This is a genomic window from Pantoea osteomyelitidis (assembly GCF_044342975.1).
Lineage (GTDB): Bacteria > Pseudomonadota > Gammaproteobacteria > Enterobacterales > Enterobacteriaceae > Pantoea > Pantoea osteomyelitidis.
This window is the reverse complement of sequence record NZ_JBGFSN010000003.1, coordinates 366938-386340: the sequence shown is the minus strand read 5'-3', so window position 1 is coordinate 386340 and position 19403 is coordinate 366938. Positions and strand designations below refer to the sequence as shown.

The following is a 19403-nucleotide window of genomic DNA, read 5'->3' as shown; positions in this document are numbered from 1 at the left end:
GGCAACGCGGACAGACAAGGATTAACACTGGCGCAACGCCAGAGTGTACGTTAGTCTCTGACCCGATTGTCGGCATGATGCCAGTTTTCATGGAATTCTCGATACCGCGTATGAAAAAACGTATACCTACCCTGCTGGCCACCATGATTGGCGCAGCGCTCTACAGTCAGGCTTCCCTTGCCGACGATCTGATGTCGCAGTGTATGCTGGGCGTACCAAGCTATAACCGTCCGCTGGTGAATGGCGAGACCAATGAGCTGCCTGTGACCATCCATTCAGATGCCGCAAAAGGGAACTATCCGGATGACGCGGTGTTCAGCGGCAATGTGAATATTCAGCAAGGCAACAGCCGTCTGACTTCTGATGAGGTCCAGCTGCATCAGCGAACACAGGAAGGCCAGACCACACCGGTACGCACCGTGGACGCGCTGGGTAATGTGCATTATGACGATAATCAGGTCATCCTGAGAGGCCCGAAAGCCTGGTCAAACCTGGACAGTAAAGATACCAACGTCTGGAACGGCGATTATCAGATGGTGGGCCGTCAGGGACGCGGTGTTGCCGATCAGATGAAATTGCGCGGCGACAATCGCTACACCATTCTCGAAAACGGCAGCTTCACCTCCTGTCTGCCCGGCAGCAACAGCTGGAGCGTGGTCGGTTCTGAGGTGATTCAGGATCGTCAGGAAGAAGTGGCTGAGATCTGGAATGCGCGCTTCAAGCTCGGCCCGGTGCCGATTTTCTACAGCCCCTACCTGCAGTTGCCGATTGGCGACCGCCGCCGCTCCGGCTTCCTGATCCCGAATGCGAAATATGGCAGTAAAAACGGCTTCGAATTTATGTTGCCCTATTACTGGAACATCGCGCCGCAGGTGGACGCCACCATTACGCCGCACTATATGAGCCGCCGCGGGATGCAGTGGCAGAATGAGTTCCGCTATCTGACCGAGGCGGGCGCCGGCCTGATGGAGTTTGATTACCTGCCGTCGGACGATCAGTACGATCGCGATAAGGCGCTGCGCGGCATCGCCGAAAATGACGACTCCAACCGCTGGCTCTTCTACTGGCGTCACTCTGGCGTTTACGACCAGCACTGGCGTTTCAACGCGGACTACACCAAAGTCAGCGATCGCTACTATTTCAACGATCTCGACTCGCTATACCATAACTCTACCGATGGCTATGCCACGCAGAAATTCAGTATCGGCTATGCCGATACCAACTGGGACGCCACGCTCTCGACCAAAGATTTCCAGGTATTCGGCACCAATAACGCTAACGTCTATCGCGCGCAGCCGCAGCTCGATCTGAACTACTATCAAAACGATATGGGTCCGTTCGATGGCCGTATCTACGCCCAGGCGGTGAAGTTCACTAACGTTAACTCGCGTTATCCGGATGCGACCCGTCTGCATGTCGAACCCACGCTCGATCTGCCGCTCTCCAACGGCTGGGCCAGCCTGGATACCGAAGCGAAGTTCCTGGCGACTCACTATCAGCAGGATGGCGTTAATTACTACAACAACTCAGTCGATACCGACCGCAACAACCAGCTGAAAGAGACCGTCAACCGTACGCTGCCTCAGTTCAAAGTGGATGGCCGCCTGGTGTTCGACCGCGACATGGACTGGGCGCAGGGCTATACCCAGACGCTTGAGCCGCGCGTTCAGTACCTCTATCTGCCCTATCGCGATCAGAGCCATATCTATCCTTATGACTCAACGCTGCTGCAAACGGACTACACCGGGCTGTTCCGCGACCGCACCTACAGCGGCCTCGATCGCATCGCTTCGGCTAACGAAGTGGCAACCGGCGTAACAAGCCGTATTTATGATAACGATTTGGTTGAACGTTTTAACGTTTCCGTGGGTCAAATCTACTCGTTTACCCCTTCCCGCACCGGTGTCAACAACACCAGTGAGGAAGATGATACCGGCAGCCTGATTTGGGCTGGCGATACATACTGGAAAATTAGCGATCGCTGGGCGGTGCGCGGCGGCATTCAGTACGATACGAAACTCGATAACATCGCCCAGGGCAACACGGTGCTGGAGTATCGTCGTGACGCGGATCGCATGGTGCAGCTTAGCTACCGTTACAGCAGCCCGGAGTACGTGGCGACCGCGCTGAACAATTCCAGCCTGATAGATAACCCTATTTACAAAAATGGGATCTCTCAGGTCGGCGCGACCGCCAGCTGGCCGATTGCTGACGCCTGGTCCGTGGTTGGCGCTTATTACTACGACACGCGTAACAATAAGCCGGCAGAACAGCTGCTTGGACTGCAGTATAGCTCCTGCTGCTACGCTATCCGCGTGGGCTACGAGCGCAAAATTAACGGTTGGGAAAACAATAACAGTCAATACGATAACCAAATCTCATTCAACATTGAGCTGCGTGGTCTGAGTCCTAATTACGGCTTGGGCACCGATCAAATGCTGCGTCAGGGGATTATTCCTTATCAGCGCGCTTTCTGATGTTGTGATGTTTGACAGGCAATCCCGCAGTGCGGAAACAACAATGGATAAAGTATGAAGAACTGGAGAATGCTGATTCTTGGTGCGGCCCTGGTGGGCAACACCGCGTTTGCAGCCCCGCAGATGGTTGATAAAGTCGCCGCCGTGGTCAATAACGGCGTGGTTCTGGAGAGTGACGTTGACAGCATGATGCGCACCGTCAAGGGCCAGGCGCAGCAGGCCGGACAGCAGTTGCCGGACGATCGTACTCTGCGTCATCAGATCCTTGAGCGTCAGATCATGGATAACATTATTCAGCAGATGGGTGAAAAAGCGGGTCTGGAAATCAACGATCAGCAGCTGGATCAGGCGATCCAGAACATCGCCGCGCAAAACCATATGAGTGCCGATCAGCTGCGCAGCCGACTGGCCTACGACGGCGTAAACTATAACGATTACCGCGCGCAGATTCGCAAAGAGATGCTGATTGCCGAAGTGCGCAACAATGAAGTTCGTCGTCGCGTGACGATTTTGCCGCAGGAAGTGGATACCCTTTCCACCCAGCTGGCCGCGCAAAATACTCAGGGCACGGAACTGAATGTCAGCCATATTTTGCTGCCGCTGCCGGAAAACCCGACGCAGGAGCAGGTGGACCATCAGGAAGCGCTGGCGAAGCAGCTGGTAAGCGAGCTGAACGGCGGCGCTGATTTTGGCAAGCTGGCCGTGACCTACTCTGCCGATCCGCAGGCGCTGAAAGGCGGCAACATGGGCTGGGGCAAAATTGAAGAGTTGCCCACGCTGTTTGCCCGTGCGCTGAGCAGCGCGAAAAAAGGCGACATCGTTGGCCCGATTCGTTCCGGCGTCGGCTTCCATATTCTCAAGGTGAATGACCTGCGCGGCGAAAGCAAAAACATCTCTGTTACCGAGGTGCATGCGCGCCATATTCTGCTGAAGCCGTCGCCGATTCAAACCGACGACCAGGCACGCGCCAGGCTGACGCAGATTGCCGCCGATATCCGCAGCGGGAAAACCACCTTTGCGGCGGCGGCGAAGCAGTTCTCTGAAGATCCAGGCTCAGCCAATCAGGGCGGCGATCTCGGCTGGAGCACGCCGGAAGTCTACGATCCCGCCTTCCGCGACGCCCTGCTGCGTTTGCAGAAAGGTCAGCTGAGCCAGCCGGTGCACTCCTCCTTTGGCTGGCACCTGATCGAGCTGCTGGCGACCCGTCAGGTAGATAAAACCGACGCGGCGCAAAAAGAGCGCGCTTATCGCATGCTGTTCAACCGCAAATTTGCTGAAGAAGCGCAAACCTGGATGCAGGAACAGCGCGCCAGCGCTTACGTGAAGATACTGGATGCCAATGCTCAGTAATTTTCGTGTGGTTATCACGCCCGGCGAACCCGCCGGGATTGGTCCCGATCTCGCCGTTCAGCTGGCGCAGTATGACTGGCCGGTCGAGCTGGTGGTCTGTGCCTCAGCGGAACTGCTGCAAAGCCGTGCGGCAGCGCTTGGCCTGCCGCTTACGCTGCGTGAATATCAGCCCGATGCGGCCGCGCAGCCTCAGCGCGCCGGAAGTCTGACCCTGCTGCCGCTGGAAACGGCGCAGCCGGTGAAGGCAGGTGAACTGTGCGTTGCTAACAGCCATTACGTGCTGGAGACGCTGGCGCGCGCCTGCGACGGCTGCCTGAACGGCGAATTCGCCGCGCTGGTGACCGGTCCGGTCCATAAAGGCGTGATCAATGACGCCGGTATCTCGTTTACCGGCCACACCGAATTTTTTGCCGATCGCGCCGGTGGCGATCGCGTGGTAATGATGCTGGCGACAGAAGCGCTGCGTGTGGCGCTTGCGACTACGCATCTGCCGTTGAAAGACGTTTCCGCCGCCATTACGCGTGAAAGTCTGCACGAGGTCGTCACCATTTTGCATCGCGATCTGCAGCAGAAGTTTGGTATTGCTCAGCCGCATATTTATGTTTGCGGCCTGAATCCCCATGCGGGCGAAGGCGGCCATATGGGGCGGGAAGAGATCGATACCATTATTCCGGCGCTGGACGCGCTGCGCCAGCAGGGCATTCAGCTTACCGGCCCGTTGCCGGCGGATACGCTGTTCCAGCCGAAGTACCTGAACAACGCCGATGCGGTACTGGCGATGTATCACGATCAGGGGCTGCCGGTATTAAAGTTTCAGGGTTTTGGCCGCGCGGTGAATATCACCCTTGGCCTGCCGTTTATCCGTACCTCAGTTGACCACGGCACCGCCCTTGAGCTTGCCGGTTTAGGGCAGGCGGAGCCGGGCAGCTTTATCACGGCGCTTAACCTCGCCATTACCATGATTAAGAGCAGTAATGAATAATCGCGTCCATCAGGGGCACTACGCCCGTAAACGTTTCGGGCAGAACTTCCTGAACGATCAGTACATTATCGACAGCATCGTCGCCGCCATTCATCCGCAACGCTCAGAGGCGCTGGTGGAGATTGGCCCCGGCCTGGGCGCACTGACCGAGCCGGTAGGCGAGCATCTTGATGCGCTGACGGTAGTCGAACTCGACCGCGATCTCGCGGCGCGTCTGCAAACGCATCCCTTTCTCGGTCCCAAGCTCACCATCTTTCAACAAGATGCGATGACTTTTGATTTCGCCAGCCTGGCGCAGGAGCGAGGGCAACCGCTGCGCGTGTTCGGCAACCTGCCCTACAATATCTCTACGCCGTTGATGTTCCACCTTTTCAGCTATACTGGTTCGATCAAGGACATGCATTTCATGCTGCAGAAAGAGGTGGTGAACCGTCTGGTTGCCGGTCCCGGCAGCAAAGCTTACGGCAGGCTCACGGTGATGGCGCAATACTATTGTCAGGTGATTCCGGTGCTGGAAGTCCCACCAGAATCCTTTACGCCAGCCCCCAAAGTCGACTCTGCCGTGGTACGTCTGGTTCCCTTCCAGCAGCCGCCGCATCCGGTCAGCGACGTGCGGATGTTGAGTCGCATCACCACCGAAGCTTTCGGCAAACGTCGTAAAACATTGCGTAACAGTCTGGGTCATCTGTTCAGCGTTGAAGCGCTGGATGAGATGGGCATCGATCCGACGCTGCGCGCAGAAAATATTTCGGTGGCGCAGTATTGCCAGTTAGCCAACTGGCTGAGCAGCCACCAGGGCGAACCGCAGGAGAACTGAGTCCATGAGTGAATCGGCCCGCGTATGTATCCAGGTGCAGAGTCTCTATATCGAGTCGCAATCTTCCCCGGATGAGGATCGCTATGTTTTCGCTTATACGGTGACGATTCGCAATCTGGGGCGCAGCGCGGTGCAGCTGCTGGGACGATACTGGCTGATTACCAACGGTAACGGACGTGAAACCGAGGTGCAGGGTGAAGGCGTGGTCGGCGAACAGCCGCTGATTGCCCCCGGCAGCGAATACCAGTACACCAGCGGGGCCATTCTTGAGACGCCAATGGGCACCATGCAGGGTCATTACAGAATGGTTGATGAGCAGGGCGATCCGTTCCACGTCGACATTCCGGTGTTCCGACTCGCGGTACAATCCCATATCCACTAAGTTTTCTGAATCAGCCCGGCTTGTCCGGGCTTGCTGTTTTCATACCGGATTACAATAAATGAGTACATACCTGATTGGCGACGTCCATGGTTGTTATGACGAGCTGCGTGCTTTACTGGCGCAGGTGCACTTTGATCCAGCCCAGGACACGCTCTGGCTGACGGGAGATTTAGTGGCGCGCGGGCCTGGCTCGCTAGAGGTTTTACGCTACGTCAAATCACTTGGTGATTGCGTCAGGCTGGTGCTCGGCAATCACGATCTTCATCTGCTGGCGGTATTTGCCGGTATCAGCCGCAACAAGCCGAAAGATCGTCTCACCCATCTGCTGGAAGCGGCGGATGCGGATGAGCTGATCAACTGGCTGCGTCGTCAGCCCCTGCTACAGATCGATGAAGAGAAAAAGCTGGTCATGGCGCATGCCGGCATTACGCCGCAATGGGATCTGGAGACGGCAAAACTGTGTGCACGCGAAGTGGAAGCGGTGCTTTCCAGCGACAGCTATCCGCTGTTTCTGGATGCGATGTACGGTGACATGCCCAATAACTGGACGCCCGATCTGACCGGCCTGGCGCGTCTGCGTTTCAGCACTAACGCGTTGACGCGCATGCGCTTCTGCTTCCCTAATGGCCAGCTCGATATGATCTGCAAAGAGACGCCAGCATCCGCGCCGCCGCCGCTCAGGCCCTGGTTTCAGATCGAGAGTCCGGTCGCGCGTGACTATACCATTGTGTTTGGGCACTGGGCTTCGCTGGAAGGGAAAGGCACGCCGGAAGGCATTATCGGTCTGGATACCGGCTGTTGCTGGGGCGGCACGCTGACGCTGCTGCATTGGGAGAGCGGCCAATATTATGTTCAGGCATCGAACCGTACTAAGTCGCTGGAAGAACAATGATGCCGGGCAGGGACAGGCATTGTCCCTGCCCTTGCCTTTGCTACCTTTGCAACGTCGCTCCGCGGCTGGAAATGACGTCGCGATACCAGTGGAAGCTTTTCTTACGGTAACGTTCTAAACTGCCATTACCCTGCTCGTTTTGGTCGACATAAATGAAGCCGTAGCGCTTGCTGAACTCCGCTTTGGACGCACTCACCAGATCGACAGGCCCCCAACTGGTATACCCCATCACCTCGACCCCGTCTTGCAGCGCTTCCCGAATCTGAATCAGGTGATCGTTCAGATAACGGATGCGGTAGTCATCATTGATGACATTGCCTGCCTCCAGCTTGTCCCGTGCACCCAGACCATTCTCAACGATAAACAGCGGCTTCTGATAGCGATCCCATAACATATTCAACAGGATGCGCAGGCCAATGGGATCGATCTGCCACCCCCATTCCGAGCTGGTCAAATGCGGGTTCGGTATCATGCTGAGAATATTTCCGCGCAGCGTCTGTGCTTTCTTTTTATCCGCCGTTGCGCAACCGGACATATAGTAGCTGAACGAGATAAAGTCGACGCTGTGCTGCAGCGCGGCATTATCTTCTTCCGTGATATGCAGCCGAATCCCCTGCTCACGAAAATAACGTAGCATATAGCCGGGATAGCGCCCCCGGACCTGCACATCGCCAAAAAAGAGCCAGCGGCGATTTTCCTGCAGTGCGGCCAGTACATCATCTGGTTTAGCGCTAAGCGGATAGGTCAGCCCACCCAATAACATATTGCCGATACGACCGTCAGGAATGATTTCGTGACAGGCTTTGACTGCGCGTGCGCTGGCTACCATCTGATGATGAATAGCCTGGTAAACTGCCGTCTTATCAGGTTGCCCCTCCAGTCCGAGGCCGGTCAGCGGCGCATGCAGCGACATATTAATCTCATTAAAAGTTAGCCAGAGCTTTACCTTTTGCTGATAGCGAATAAACAGCGTACGCGCATAGCGTTCAAACAGAGCAATAAGCTGCCGATTCCCCCAACCACCATAGTTTTTTACCAGTGCCCACGGCATATCGTAATGCGACAGCGTAATCAGCGGTTGAATGCCGTAACGGGCCAGCTCGTCCAGCAGTCGATCATAGTAAGCCAGCCCGGCTTCGTTTGGCTGTTCTTCATCGCCATCAGGAAAAATTCGCGTCCAGGCGATGGATAAACGCAGGCAAGTGAAACCCATTTCGGCAAACAGCGCGATATCCTGGGGGTAACGATGATAAAAGTCGATGGCAATATCTTTGATGTAGCTGTCGCCGGGCTGGCGCTCAACCACCGGGCCAAACACGCCCTGTGGCTGCATATCTGAAGTGGAAACTCCTTTGCCATCCTCACGCCATGCTCCTTCTACCTGGTTTGCCGCAATAGCGCCGCCCCAGAGAAAATTGCGCGGAAATAAATCCATCTATCACTCCTTTTGTTAATGATTAACGATCAGCAACGGCGTACCAGACGTTAACGTGGGCGCTGAGGTCGCTACACAAACAGAAGCCCAGGCTTCGCTGTTACAGATAATAATCGGGGTTGTGAGATCAAAACCGGCAGCGGAAATCGCCTGAAGGTTAAACGTCAGCAAAGGATCACCCGACATGACGCGATCGCCGGGCTTCACCAGAGCAGTAAAATGCTCGCCGTTGAGTTTCACCGTGTCGATACCGACGTGAATTAATAATTCAACCCCTTCATCACTGCGCAGACCGATCGCATGATGAGTATCAACCAACGTCGCTACTTCACCGGAAAACGGCGCGACAACCGTTCCTGTCGCAGGCAATATGGCCGTGCCCATTCCCAGCAGACCACTGGCAAAGGTGGGGTCTGGCACCCTTTCCAGCGGCAACAAACTGCCACTGAGCGGAGCCAGGATGGTATGTGCTGCGACAACATCTGCCACTGGCTCCTTCTCCATTTCCTGCCGGGACGCGCTTGCTGTTTCGTCTTCATGCATCCTCCTCTTTATGCCGCCAGCAAAAAAAGTCAGCAGGCAGGCAAGCAGCAGGGCCACAATCGAACCGGTAATCGCCCCAATCACCGTACTGTCCAGACCATGCGGGGGAATAATCTGCGCAACAGAAAAAATGCTGACCAGGCCGAATGACCAAATACGACTGTGAAAATAACCTGTCACCGCACCGCCAATGCCTCCGGCCAGGCAGCCAAAAAAGAAAGGACGCCGCAGCGGTAAGGTAATGCCATAGATAGCGGGTTCGGTAATGCCAAACAGACCAGCAAGCGCCGCAGATCCAGCCAGCATCTTTTGTTTCGCATCGCGCGTGCGCAGCAACACGCCTAATACTGCGCCAATTTGCCCCATCACGGCCGCTAACAATAGCGGCGCCATAGTGTCATAGCCCAATACGCTGAGATTGTTGATCATCAGCGGCACCAGTCCCCAGTGCAGCCCGAAAATCACGCACCCCTGCCAGACCGAACCGAGAAACAGCCCGGCCAGCAAAGGAGCATAGTCATAAATGATCTGAAAGCCGTTTGCCAACTGCTGGCTGCCCCAGATAGCCAGCGGCCCGATCAGCAAAAAAGTGAGCGGTACGGTAACCATCAGGCAAAACAGAGGTGTGACAAAGTTTTTAATCGCCTGGGGCATTATGCTGTTCAGCCGCCTTTCCAGCCAGCAGCAGATCCACGCGGCAAAAATAATGGGAATTACCGTCGTGCTATAGTCCATAAAGGTCAGCGGCAAGGAGAAAAAAGTGCTGGTGGCCTGCGATGCATTTTCAGAAGCCGTGCGGATCAGCGGATGTATTAACGCTCCGCCAGCCGCCATGGTGAGAAAGGGGCTGCCGCCAAATTTCTTACCTGCGGTATAGCCGAGCACCAGCGGAAAGAAAAAGAACAGCGCATCGCTGGCAGCGAACCACACCAGATAAGTGCCGCTGCTGCGGGTGGTCCAGCCACAAACCAGCGCCAGCGCCAGAAAACCTTTTAGTATTCCCGAGGCGGCCATGATGCCCAGAAAAGGAGTAAAGATGGCGGAAACCAGGTCGATAAAGCGCGCCAGCAGATTGTTTTTCACTTTACCCGTGTTGGCTCCCCCTAAGCTCTCCTCTTGCAGCCCCAGTATCTGGAGTAACGTCAGATAAACATCATGCACATGGTTACCAATCACGACCTGAAACTGGCCGCCAGCCTCCACGACCATGATAATGCCTTCCAGCTTTTTGAGCCGCCCGGCATCCGCCTGCGCGCAATCCTTGAGCGTAAAACGTAAGCGGGTAGCACAATGCAACACGTCAATGACGTTCTCCTTGCCCCCGATGCCGCTTACTATCGCTTCAGCCAGTTGCTGATATCCCGCCATCGTTAACTTCTCCCTTTTTGATGTATGCCGATCGCCATAACAAAAAAACCAGAGCCGACTCGCCCTGTAGAGGGAAAGCCAGCCCTGGTTTTGCCTGCCGCAGCAGTGACAATCCAGTTTGCTTGCCTGTAAAGATGCGCTTAGTGGCTTAGCGTCAGCGGGTTCTCTTTGCGCACTTGCTCAATATGTATTGTCAAAAACATACACTCTTCATCCGTCAGCTCCCGCTGATAGTGACGGGCCAGGTGCTGCTTGATCTTTCCTGCACAGCGCCAGGCCTGTTGATAGCTGTTACGCACTGCCTGTTGCAGAGCAGTATCATCTTCAGCAACCGGCGCGCGTGTCAGCATACGTTGCGCAAAAAATTTCAAATGGGTGACGAAGCGCTGATAGCTGAGCGAACCCTCGTCATAATTCAGCTGCATCTGCTGCTCTACAATATGCAGGATCTCCTGCATCACGCGAGTGATGTGCATCACCTCCGGCATCTGGTTATGCAGTTGTCCCGTGACCAGGTGCAAGGCGATAAACCCCGCTTCATCCTCGGCCAGCGTCACACCGAGACGGCGTGCGATCATCGCCCGCGCTTCCATACCTAGCTGAAATTCACGTGGGTAGAGTCGCTTAATTTCCCACAACAGTACATTGCGGATAACGATGCCTTTTTTATGCCGTTCAATCGCAAAATGGCAATGATCGGTCAGGCTGATATAGAGGTTTTCATGCAAGGGTCCCAGCCGCTGGCGTGACAGCGCAATGATCTGTTCGCTGGTAGTCATCACCTCGAGCGGGATCTGTTGCAGCAGTTCGCTCAGACGCGCCATCAGCTCACTACTTTGTAAGGCAAAAATTTTTTCGATTTTATCTATATCAAGCGTATCGCCGATCTTCTTTTGAAATCCGAGACCGCGCCCCATAACCACTTGTTCCTGGTGCTGGTGGTTTATTACCAGCACCACATTATTGTTAAGTATTCTGGCGATCTTCATTGCCTCTCCCTGAGATCGAGCCCGATCGTCAATTATCGGGGTTCGCCTGTTCACTCCGTCACAACCTGAAACAGTATCAGGGAAAGTTATTACTGGCTCAATAAAGAACGCGGTAATTTGTGAGGCAGATCGGCCAGGCCGGGATTATATTAGTTTGCAAAAATATTTCGGTATTCTGATTCTTTTTGTGGCGCATTTATATCACCATCGAAAATGTTCCAGGTAATATATCCCTTATTCAGCCAGCCGGTATCATTATCGGCCGTAGAGGGACGTAATACTTCATCACGTAATTGCTGTCGGACTTTTCCTTCATCCGTAAATTGATAGGTAAACTGCGGCGTTGGGTTGGGTTCGTTAACAATATATTTCACGCCTTTGATATTTTCTTTTGCCAGAGGCGGATAATTAATGCTCACGCCAGAATGAGAGGGTAAGGGTGAATGACCTGGCTGCCATTTATTATGCAGTTGTTCTACCAGCGACACGACATAGTTAACCGAATCCGGCCAATGGTTTTTCGTCGCTGGCCAGCCATTTTTCATCTCTTCCGCATCGGCCAGGTAACCAATACTGGCGGCGATAGCGGGATAACCATAGCGCACTGCACGCACCGCCGCAGAGACCGTACCGGAATTAAGCTGCACAGCGCCGGTGTTAGGGCCGTCATTGACACCGGAAATAACGAGATCCGGCGGGTTGTTTTTCATCAGACCTAACACCGCGACATCCAGCGAATCGGCTGGTGTGCCCGGAAAGCAGTAGCGCTTTTCGCCGGTTTTTTTCAAATCGAATAGCTGATTTGGCCGGAAAGTAATGGCTGACCCAATGCCGCTCTGGTTGGTGGCCGGAGCGACTAACCAGACATCGAACCCTTTGGCCGTTAACTGCTCCTGCAATTGCGTGGAGCCAAAAGAAGCGCAGCCGTCATCGTTGACGATAAGAATCCGCATCGGGCGTTGTTCTGCCCAGGCTCCCGTTTGTAAACCGGCCAGTAGCAGGATGGCCAACAGTGATTTTTTCATTATTAAACTCCTTTTCAATAAAGGTTCAGTTAATCAAAACAGACCCAATTGGTACTCTATGCTCAGCAGGCCGCCAACGCCTTTGGCACGATGAAAGTTTTTCCCATCAGCGCTAAGCCATGGCTGGCCATGATGATTAAGCTTCCAGCTGTAGCTTGGCCCCAGTCCAAGGAACAGCCGCAGGTTTTTGATGCTCTCCGGTTCCCAGGCTGCAAAGGCACCATATTCCCATTCATGCAGCCCGACTCCCTGATAGCGGATGTTATAGCCGTAATTACCATATACGCCGGTAAGCAGGCGCGGCGTCAGGCGATACTGACTATAGAGATAGATCATCTGTTCGCCATCATTGATATAATCGTTGCCTTCGCCATCTGCGGCTGAGTTAATAAAGCCGCGACTGTTTTTGCCGAAGTGCCAGTAAAAGTGTCCCAGCCCCCCATCCAGTTTTGCCCGGGTTTTTGACCAGCCCACGCCCGTTTCAGCATCGCCATACTGCATGCCGAACTGCCCATAGAAATGCTGTGCGCTGTGGGTAAAACCGCGCGCCCCCTCCCACTCGCTTAGCCCACGGTTATGGTAAAAAACACCGCGGCTCAGCAGCGTTATACCTTCGCTGACAGGCCAGCGTTGGCTGATTTCTATACCCTGACGCAGCAAATAATTTTCACTGCCGCCAGCCACCAGCCGAATTGATGTGGTTTGCCCGGGAGACCAGGTCAGGTCGCCGGTAGCGATATAACCGATGCGTTTATTGCCGCGCAGCGTGTAGAAACGACTTTTATCGGGCGAGTCGCGTTCTGAAAAGCGCGTGACTAACGCCCCTCGGGCACGCAGCGAGCCTGTCGTGCCGTCGGCGCTGATGCCTTCCCAGCTATCAGGCGCACCACGGCTGCGCGTGATGTTCAAAACGCCAAACTTTGCCAGCGGCTGCCAACCGGCATTGACCTGAAGTTTTTGTTGTCCCTCCTCCCAGCGCGCTTTCAAATAGAGCATTCCTAATTTGTTAAAGCCTTCCGCGTGACCATGGTTATCGCGCAGGACATCCCTTCCCATAAAATCGTCACTGGCATAGAGTTTCGTCACGCCGTACCAGGAGGCATTCAGGCCAACAACATCCTGATACCAACCGCTTTGCCAGTCGAGATGCAGCGCCTGCGCCCAGGCGATTTGATCGTTGACACCCGCTGCTGAAAGGCTGTCGGTTGTATTGATCAGGCCAACATTTTTCAGAGTCAGATCGAGATGGCTATCGGTAACAACGTTACTGGCAACGGCACAGCCTGAGATAGACAACAAAAAAGCACCGGTAATCACACGTTGTGTAGGCGTAATTTTTTTCATATTCTTCCCTGATAGTCTTAAACATTCCTGATTCTTTATTGCATTACAGCGATATCCGCAATGCCAATCTTTTTTTATAAAACAATTTATTTAACTAATAATGAAAAGATTCATTTAAAGGAATCTGACTTTCCCCCATAAAAAAACCCAGATGCGTACTTCCGCAAAAAAGGAAGCTCGCATCTGGGTTTCGCCTGTTATTCAGTAACAATCCCAATGTTATAATGGGCAAATCATATCACCACAAACTGCAAAAAGCGAAGCGCCAGCCAAAGTTAAATAATTACTTTGTGATCACAGCCAAAATTTTTTATAAAAATCCAGGTCGGGGATGGTTAATTACAAAAACAAGTAACGACGATATGCAATATAAGATAATAAGAAATAGTTATCTTTTGAATTAACGGCTTCTCCTGAACAATGGGAAAAGCCGTATAACGAATTCGTATAGCTCTACCAGCAGTTATGCGCGGCGATCGAGAATTTCGAAGCAGTAGCTGTGCGAGTTTTGCGCGTCAGCATCGTGAAACTCGCTGAAAGTGGATTGCCACTCATCCGGCTCGTAGTCGGGAAACTGCGTGTCCCCTTCCACTTCCGCATCAATATGGGTGAGGTAGAGACGGTCGGCGCGTTTCAGCATCTGCTCATACACACGGCCACCGCCGATGATCATCATCTCTTCAACATCACCAGCCGCTTTAACCGCCTCGTCCAGCGAGGTTACCCAGGTGACGCCTTCCGCCGCGCCCGGTTTGCTGCTGACCACAATATTCAACCGACCAGGCAGCGGGCGACCAATGGATTCAAAGGTCCGACGCCCCATAATCACCGGCTTATTCAGGGTATTACGTTTAAACCAGGCCAAATCAGCAGGCAGGTTCCACGGCATGGCGTTTTCCATACCAATGACACGATCCGCTGCCAATGCCGCGATCAGACTAATCATGATAAAAGACTCACAGGGAAAAAATTGGCGCCATCATACGTAAAGGTGAAACTTTCGTCGATAGGGATAAGTGGGTATTTACGTAAAGCTTTTTTGCCACCGCTATTTTGTTATTGTACAGAATATTGAACCACCCTAAGCGGAAAGCATGGGCCATGCCGCCAGTTTTCACCGCTAAAGCGGCAGAAGGAAAATAATCGCCTTAAGCCTGAAAAAAACGGCTCGCAGGGAGCCGTTTTTTACTGCATCAGAAATCGTAGCGCAGACGCACCAGGTTCATGTCGCCCAAATCATCCGTGCTTGAGGTAAAGACGTGCTCATAATCGACGCGGAAGCCGTAGTCGAGGAACAGCGTAATACCCAGGCCATTATCAATACGCTGGTAATCACGTCCGTTGGCATACTCCAGACGGTCGCCCATAAAGTAAGGCTGAATCGCTTTAACCGCGTACTGCTCAATCGGGAATTTGTAGCCAGCAAAGTATTCAACGCCCCAGGCATCGCCCGCGAAGTAATCCTTCACGTCCGCATTTTTGGTGAGCAGGAAGTTCTGATACCAGCCGCCGCCTGCGGAGAAGGTCCAGTTGCCCGGCGCCCATTTCAGCGCCGTGCCGATAATGTTCTGATCGTACTCTTTGCTGTCGCCGTTGTTCGAGTTACGCATGGCGGCATGGGTATAGTTCCACGCTGTGCCCCAGGTCAAATCCTTGTTGATATGATAATCCGCGCCCAGCGAACCGCCGCCCTGACGCTTATAGCGCAAGCCGTTACCCGGCAGATAGTTGTTATCCTCGAACAGGTAAGAGGCGTAAACATCGACATCGCCAAAGGTATTTTTATATTTCAGTTGCTTACGTGAACGGTATGAACCATCGTAGTCGCCGTTGATGCCGTTGCCTGGCGCCTGCGCCAGCATATCGTAATCCCAGATATCGGTTTTGGCGCCGACCACATCGTAATAAATGCTGTTCTGCTGGCCAAAGGTCAGCTGACCCCAGGTATTGCTTTTCAGCCCGGTATAGAGCTGGCGACGCGTGGTGTTATTGGCGCCGTCGGCATAATGATCATCCCAGCCGAACACCTTGGGAATATTCACGCCCAGCTCGTAGTAGCTTACCCAGCTGACGTCATCAAACAGCGCATACTCTGCGCCAAAACGGAAACGCGTGCCGCCATCAAAGCCGTCGCGTTTGTAAGAACTGTCTTTCCCACCGGTCTGATGGTTAACCTGCGGACGAATACTGCCGCCGAACTGGAAAGTTAAACGGCTCAGCGGATCGTTTGCCTGAGGATCCATTTTTAATAATGTGATTTCCGCCTGGCTGGCAAAAGATGCCGTCATAAGCGCTGCACCGCAGCAAAGCGAAAGAACACGCAAAGAGGTTTTCATTAGTTATCCCTGAATAAATAAAGCCCGGTAGTCAGGCGGACAAATATTACACTGGTATTTATTTATCCAGGAAGAGTCTGAATTATGAATTCGTGCTTTTGCTTGAGTTTCGTTTCCAAAAAGAGGGAACTTTTTCAACTTAAGGTAAATTGTATGTCACGCAAAATTTAGCAGGCTAAATCACAGATAAAAAAACGGCTCCCGCAGGAGCCGTTTTATCAGGCTAAAACATCAGCCTTTAATTAGTGCATGCATTTCCTGCACGGAGATCACTTTCTCCGTCGGGTCTGCATTCAACGCCATTGCGGTGGCAAATCCACCGTTCAGCGTGGTGTCGTAGTGCACTTTGTACTGCAGCGCGCTGCGACGAATCAGCCTGGAATCTTCAATCGCCTGACGACCTGCAGTGGTATTCACGATATAGGCATACTCGCCGTTCTTCAGACGATCCTGAATGTGCGGACGCCCTTCATGCACCTTGTTCACCAGACGCGGATTGATCCCCGCCTCGCCCAACACTACGGCGGTGCCGTGCGTCGCATCCAGCTCGAAGCCGAATTTTTGCAGCTTGGCGGCGAGATCCACGATACGTTTCTTATCGCCTTCACGCACCGATAGCAGCGCACGTCCACTCTTCTTCATGTTGCTCTGCGCGCCCAGCATCGCTTTGGCGAAAGCTTCCGCAAAGGTGCGGCCCACGCCCATCACTTCGCCGGTAGAACGCATTTCCGGGCCAAGGATCGGGTCAACGCCCTGAAACTTGTTGAACGGCAGAACCACTTCTTTCACCGAGTAGTAAGGCGGGATTACCTCTTCGGTGACGCCCTGTTCGGCAAGGGTTTTACCCGCCATCACGCGGGCAGCGACTTTCGCCAGCGGTACGCCGGTAGCCTTGGAGACAAACGGCACGGTACGGGCAGCGCGCGGGTTAACCTCAATCAGGTAAACCTCGTTGTCCTTCACGGCAAACTGCACGTTCATCAGGCCGCGCACGCAGAGTTCAAAGGCCAGCTTCTCAACCTGCTGGCGCATCACGTTCTGAATCTCATTGTTCAGCGTGTAGGCCGGCAGTGAACAGGCTGAATCACCGGAGTGAACCCCCGCCTGCTCAATGTGCTCCATGATGCCGCCAATCAGCACGCGCTCGCCGTCGCAGATGGCATCGACGTCTACTTCGATCGCGTCGTCAAGGAAGCGATCCAGCAGTACCGGCGCATCGTTAGAGACCGATACCGCCGTCTGGAAGTAGCGCTTCAGGTCAATTTCGTCATAGACGATTTCCATCGCGCGGCCGCCCAGCACATAAGAGGGACGCACCACCAGCGGATAACCGATAGTCGCCGCTTTTTCTACCGCTTGCTCCAGCGTGGCGACAGTGGCGTTAGCGGGCTGCTTCAGGCCCAGACGATCCACGGCCTGCTGGAAACGCTCGCGGTCTTCCGCACGGTCAATGGCATCCGGGCTGGTGCCGATAACCGGCACGCCTGCAGCTTCCAGCGCACGCGCCAGCTTCAGCGGCGTCTGCCCGCCGTACTGCACGATTACCCCTTTCGGCTGCTCGACGCGCACGATTTCCAGCACATCTTCCAGCGTTACCGGTTCAAAGTAGAGGCGGTCAGAAGTGTCGTAATCAGTGGAAACGGTTTCCGGGTTACAGTTCACCATGATGGTTTCGAAACCATCTTCGCGCAGCGCCAGCGCGGCGTGTACGCAGCAGTAGTCAAACTCGATGCCCTGGCCGATACGGTTCGGACCGCCGCCCAGCACCATGATTTTGTCGCGATCCTGGTTCGGGTTAGCTTCGCACTCCTCTTCATAGGTGGAGTACATATAGGCGGTGTCGGTGGAGAACTCGGCGGCGCAAGTGTCGACGCGCTTATAAACCGGATGCAGGTTAAACTGGTGACGCAGCTTGCGAATTTCGCTTTCCGCTACGCCCGCCAGCGTCGCCAGACGCGCGTCGGCAAAACCTTTGCGCTTCAGCTGACGCAGGAAATCGGCATTCAGGCCGTTAATCCCTTGGTGCGCAACCTGCTCTTCCAGACGCACCAGCTCTTCAATCTGCACCAGGAACCAGCGATCGATGTTGGTCAGGTTAAACACGCCGTCCACGGACATGCCGGCACGGAAGGCGTCCGCCACGTACCAGATACGGTCGGAACCAGCATCTTTCAGCTCGCGGCGAATACGGGTTAAGGATTCCGCGTCGTCGAGGTTAACTTTCGGATCAAAGCCGGTTGCGCCCACTTCCAGGCCGCGCAGCGCTTTCTGCATTGACTCCTGCAAAGTGCGGCCAATCGCCATCACTTCGCCCACTGACTTCATCTGCGTCGTCAGACGGTCGTTGGCGCCAGCGAACTTTTCAAAGTTAAAGCGTGGGATCTTGGTGACCACGTAATCGATGGAAGGCTCGAAGGAGGCCGGAGTACGTCCGCCGGTGATATCGTTCACCAGCTCATCAAGGGTGTAGCCCACCGCCAGCTTGGCTGCGACCTTGGCGATCGGGAAGCCAGTGGCTTTCGAAGCCAGCGCGGATGAGCGCGATACGCGCGGGTTCATCTCGATGATGATCAGGCGACCATTCTTCGGATTCACGGCAAACTGCACGTTAGAACCGCCGGTTTCCACGCCGATTTCACGCAGTACCGCCATCGAGGCGTTACGCATGATTTGATATTCTTTGTCGGTCAGGGTCTGCGCTGGCGCAACGGTGATGGAGTCGCCGGTGTGGATGCCCATAGCATCGAAGTTTTCGATGGAGCAGACAATAATGCAGTTGTCGTTTTTATCCCGCACCACTTCCATCTCATACTCTTTCCAGCCGATAAGCGACTCATCAATCAGCAGCTCATTGGTCGGCGAAAGGTCGAGGCCGCGCTCGCAAATCTCTTCAAACTCTTCGCGGTTGTAAGCGATGCCGCCGCCGCTGCCGCCCATGGTAAAGGAAGGACGAATGATGCAGGGGAAGCCCACATCTTCAGCGACCTTAAGCGCTTCTTCCATGGTGTGTGCGATACCGGAACGGGCGGTTTCAAGGCCGATGCTTTTCATCGCCTTGTCGAAGCGCTGGCGGTCTTCCGCTTTATCAATGGCGTCCGCCGTGGCGCCAATCATCGTCACGCCGAACTCTTCCAGCACGCCCTGACGCTCCAGCTCCAGCGCGCAGTTCAGCGCCGTCTGGCCGCCCATGGTCGGCAGCACCGCGTCCGGACGCTCTTTTTCAATGATCTTACGCACTACTTCCCAGTGAATCGGCTCGATATAGGTCGCATCGGCCATTTCCGGGTCGGTCATAATGGTTGCCGGGTTAGAGTTCACCAGAATGACGCGGTAGCCCTCTTCACGCAGCGCTTTACACGCCTGCGCGCCGGAATAGTCGAATTCGCAAGCCTGGCCGATAACAATCGGACCGGCGCCAAGGATCAGGATGGATTTTATGTCTGTACGTTTTGGCATCTTTAAG

Annotated in this window: 14 protein-coding genes; 6 read left to right on the top strand and 8 right to left on the bottom strand. The window is 54.3% G+C overall.

All coding sequences use genetic code 11. The features are described 5' to 3' along the window. The first annotated feature begins 110 nt into the window (after nt 1–110). The 6 genes from lptD to apaH are packed head-to-tail and all read left to right on the top strand — an operon-like array spanning nt 111 to nt 6900. Nucleotides 111–2477 carry an LPS assembly protein LptD gene (gene lptD, locus ABU178_RS04055; protein ID WP_397212222.1) on the top strand — a complete coding sequence of 789 codons (2367 nt, stop codon included), beginning with the start codon at nt 111–113 and terminating at the stop codon, nt 2475–2477. 54 nt (nt 2478–2531) lie between these two features. After that, on the top strand, nt 2532–3827 hold the full coding sequence (surA, locus tag ABU178_RS04050; protein WP_397212220.1) for a peptidylprolyl isomerase SurA: 1296 nt from the start codon (nt 2532–2534) through the stop codon (nt 3825–3827). Further along, nucleotides 3817–4809 carry a 4-hydroxythreonine-4-phosphate dehydrogenase PdxA gene (gene pdxA, locus ABU178_RS04045; protein WP_397212218.1) on the top strand — a complete coding sequence of 331 codons (993 nt, stop codon included), beginning with the start codon at nt 3817–3819 and terminating at the stop codon, nt 4807–4809. The genes surA and pdxA overlap by 11 nt, the downstream gene beginning before the upstream one ends. Then, a complete protein-coding gene (gene rsmA, locus ABU178_RS04040) occupies nt 4802–5626 on the top strand; it encodes a 16S rRNA (adenine(1518)-N(6)/adenine(1519)-N(6))-dimethyltransferase RsmA (RefSeq protein ID WP_397212216.1) in 825 nt (274 codons plus the stop codon). Before pdxA ends, rsmA begins: the two co-directional genes overlap by 8 nt. A gap of 4 nt (nt 5627–5630) precedes the next feature. After that, nucleotides 5631–6008 (top strand): Co2+/Mg2+ efflux protein ApaG, encoded by a 378-nt coding sequence (gene apaG, locus ABU178_RS04035; RefSeq protein ID WP_397212214.1) that lies wholly within the window; start codon nt 5631–5633, stop codon nt 6006–6008. A 58-nt stretch (nt 6009–6066) separates the two neighbouring features. Then, a complete protein-coding gene (gene apaH / locus ABU178_RS04030) occupies nt 6067–6900 on the top strand; it encodes a bis(5'-nucleosyl)-tetraphosphatase (symmetrical) ApaH (RefSeq protein ID WP_397212213.1) in 834 nt (277 codons plus the stop codon). A 40-nt stretch (nt 6901–6940) separates the two neighbouring features. Here the strand turns inward: apaH and ABU178_RS04025 are convergent, their stop codons facing one another. The 8 genes from ABU178_RS04025 to carB form a co-directional block, all read right to left on the bottom strand. Continuing rightward, on the bottom strand, nt 6941–8335 hold the full coding sequence (locus ABU178_RS04025; protein ID WP_397212211.1) for a glycoside hydrolase family 1 protein: 1395 nt from the start codon (nt 8333–8335) through the stop codon (nt 6941–6943). A gap of 15 nt (nt 8336–8350) precedes the next feature. Then, complete coding sequence (gene bglF / locus ABU178_RS04020) at nt 8351–10246, bottom strand: PTS beta-glucoside transporter subunit IIABC (RefSeq protein ID WP_397212209.1); 1896 nt, start codon at nt 10244–10246, stop codon at nt 8351–8353. 140 nt (nt 10247–10386) lie between these two features. Next, a complete protein-coding gene (gene licT / locus ABU178_RS04015; protein ID WP_397212207.1) occupies nt 10387–11235 on the bottom strand; it encodes a BglG family transcription antiterminator LicT in 849 nt (282 codons plus the stop codon). A gap of 149 nt (nt 11236–11384) precedes the next feature. Then, nucleotides 11385–12260 (bottom strand): 5'/3'-nucleotidase SurE, encoded by an 876-nt coding sequence (gene surE, locus ABU178_RS04010; protein ID WP_397212205.1) that lies wholly within the window; start codon nt 12258–12260, stop codon nt 11385–11387. Nucleotides 12261–12293: 33 nt separating this feature from the next. Further along, complete coding sequence (locus tag ABU178_RS04005; RefSeq protein ID WP_397212203.1) at nt 12294–13604, bottom strand: OprD family outer membrane porin; 1311 nt, start codon at nt 13602–13604, stop codon at nt 12294–12296. 463 nt (nt 13605–14067) lie between these two features. Beyond that, nucleotides 14068–14550: a type 3 dihydrofolate reductase gene (gene folA / locus ABU178_RS04000; protein ID WP_397212201.1), complete on the bottom strand. Its 483-nt coding sequence runs from the start codon at nt 14548–14550 to the stop codon at nt 14068–14070. 247 nt (nt 14551–14797) lie between these two features. After that, nucleotides 14798–15940, bottom strand: coding sequence for a porin (locus tag ABU178_RS03995; RefSeq protein WP_397212199.1), 1143 nt, complete (start codon nt 15938–15940; stop codon nt 14798–14800). A gap of 231 nt (nt 15941–16171) precedes the next feature. After that, nucleotides 16172–19396 (bottom strand): carbamoyl-phosphate synthase large subunit, encoded by a 3225-nt coding sequence (carB, locus tag ABU178_RS03990; RefSeq protein WP_397212197.1) that lies wholly within the window; start codon nt 19394–19396, stop codon nt 16172–16174. Nucleotides 19397–19403: the final 7 nt, after the last annotated feature.

Excerpts from the sequence above, each read along its gene's own strand:
- ABU178_RS03995 (WP_397212199.1), bottom strand. The coding sequence starts at position 15,940 with ATGAAAACCTCTTTGCGTGTTCTTTCGCTTTGCTGCGGTGCAGCGCTT.
- surA (WP_397212220.1), top strand. The coding sequence starts at position 2,532 with ATGAAGAACTGGAGAATGCTGATTCTTGGTGCGGCCCTGGTGGGCAAC.
- licT (WP_397212207.1), bottom strand. The coding sequence starts at position 11,235 with ATGAAGATCGCCAGAATACTTAACAATAATGTGGTGCTGGTAATAAAC.
- rsmA (WP_397212216.1), top strand. The coding sequence starts at position 4,802 with ATGAATAATCGCGTCCATCAGGGGCACTACGCCCGTAAACGTTTCGGG.
- ABU178_RS04025 (WP_397212211.1), bottom strand. The coding sequence starts at position 8,335 with ATGGATTTATTTCCGCGCAATTTTCTCTGGGGCGGCGCTATTGCGGCA.
- carB (WP_397212197.1), bottom strand. The coding sequence starts at position 19,396 with ATGCCAAAACGTACAGACATAAAATCCATCCTGATCCTTGGCGCCGGT.
- folA (WP_397212201.1), bottom strand. The coding sequence starts at position 14,550 with ATGATTAGTCTGATCGCGGCATTGGCAGCGGATCGTGTCATTGGTATG.
- bglF (WP_397212209.1), bottom strand. The coding sequence starts at position 10,246 with ATGGCGGGATATCAGCAACTGGCTGAAGCGATAGTAAGCGGCATCGGG.
- ABU178_RS04005 (WP_397212203.1), bottom strand. The coding sequence starts at position 13,604 with ATGAAAAAAATTACGCCTACACAACGTGTGATTACCGGTGCTTTTTTG.
- apaG (WP_397212214.1), top strand. The coding sequence starts at position 5,631 with ATGAGTGAATCGGCCCGCGTATGTATCCAGGTGCAGAGTCTCTATATC.
- pdxA (WP_397212218.1), top strand. The coding sequence starts at position 3,817 with ATGCTCAGTAATTTTCGTGTGGTTATCACGCCCGGCGAACCCGCCGGG.
- apaH (WP_397212213.1), top strand. The coding sequence starts at position 6,067 with ATGAGTACATACCTGATTGGCGACGTCCATGGTTGTTATGACGAGCTG.
- lptD (WP_397212222.1), top strand. The coding sequence starts at position 111 with ATGAAAAAACGTATACCTACCCTGCTGGCCACCATGATTGGCGCAGCG.
- surE (WP_397212205.1), bottom strand. The coding sequence starts at position 12,260 with ATGAAAAAATCACTGTTGGCCATCCTGCTACTGGCCGGTTTACAAACG.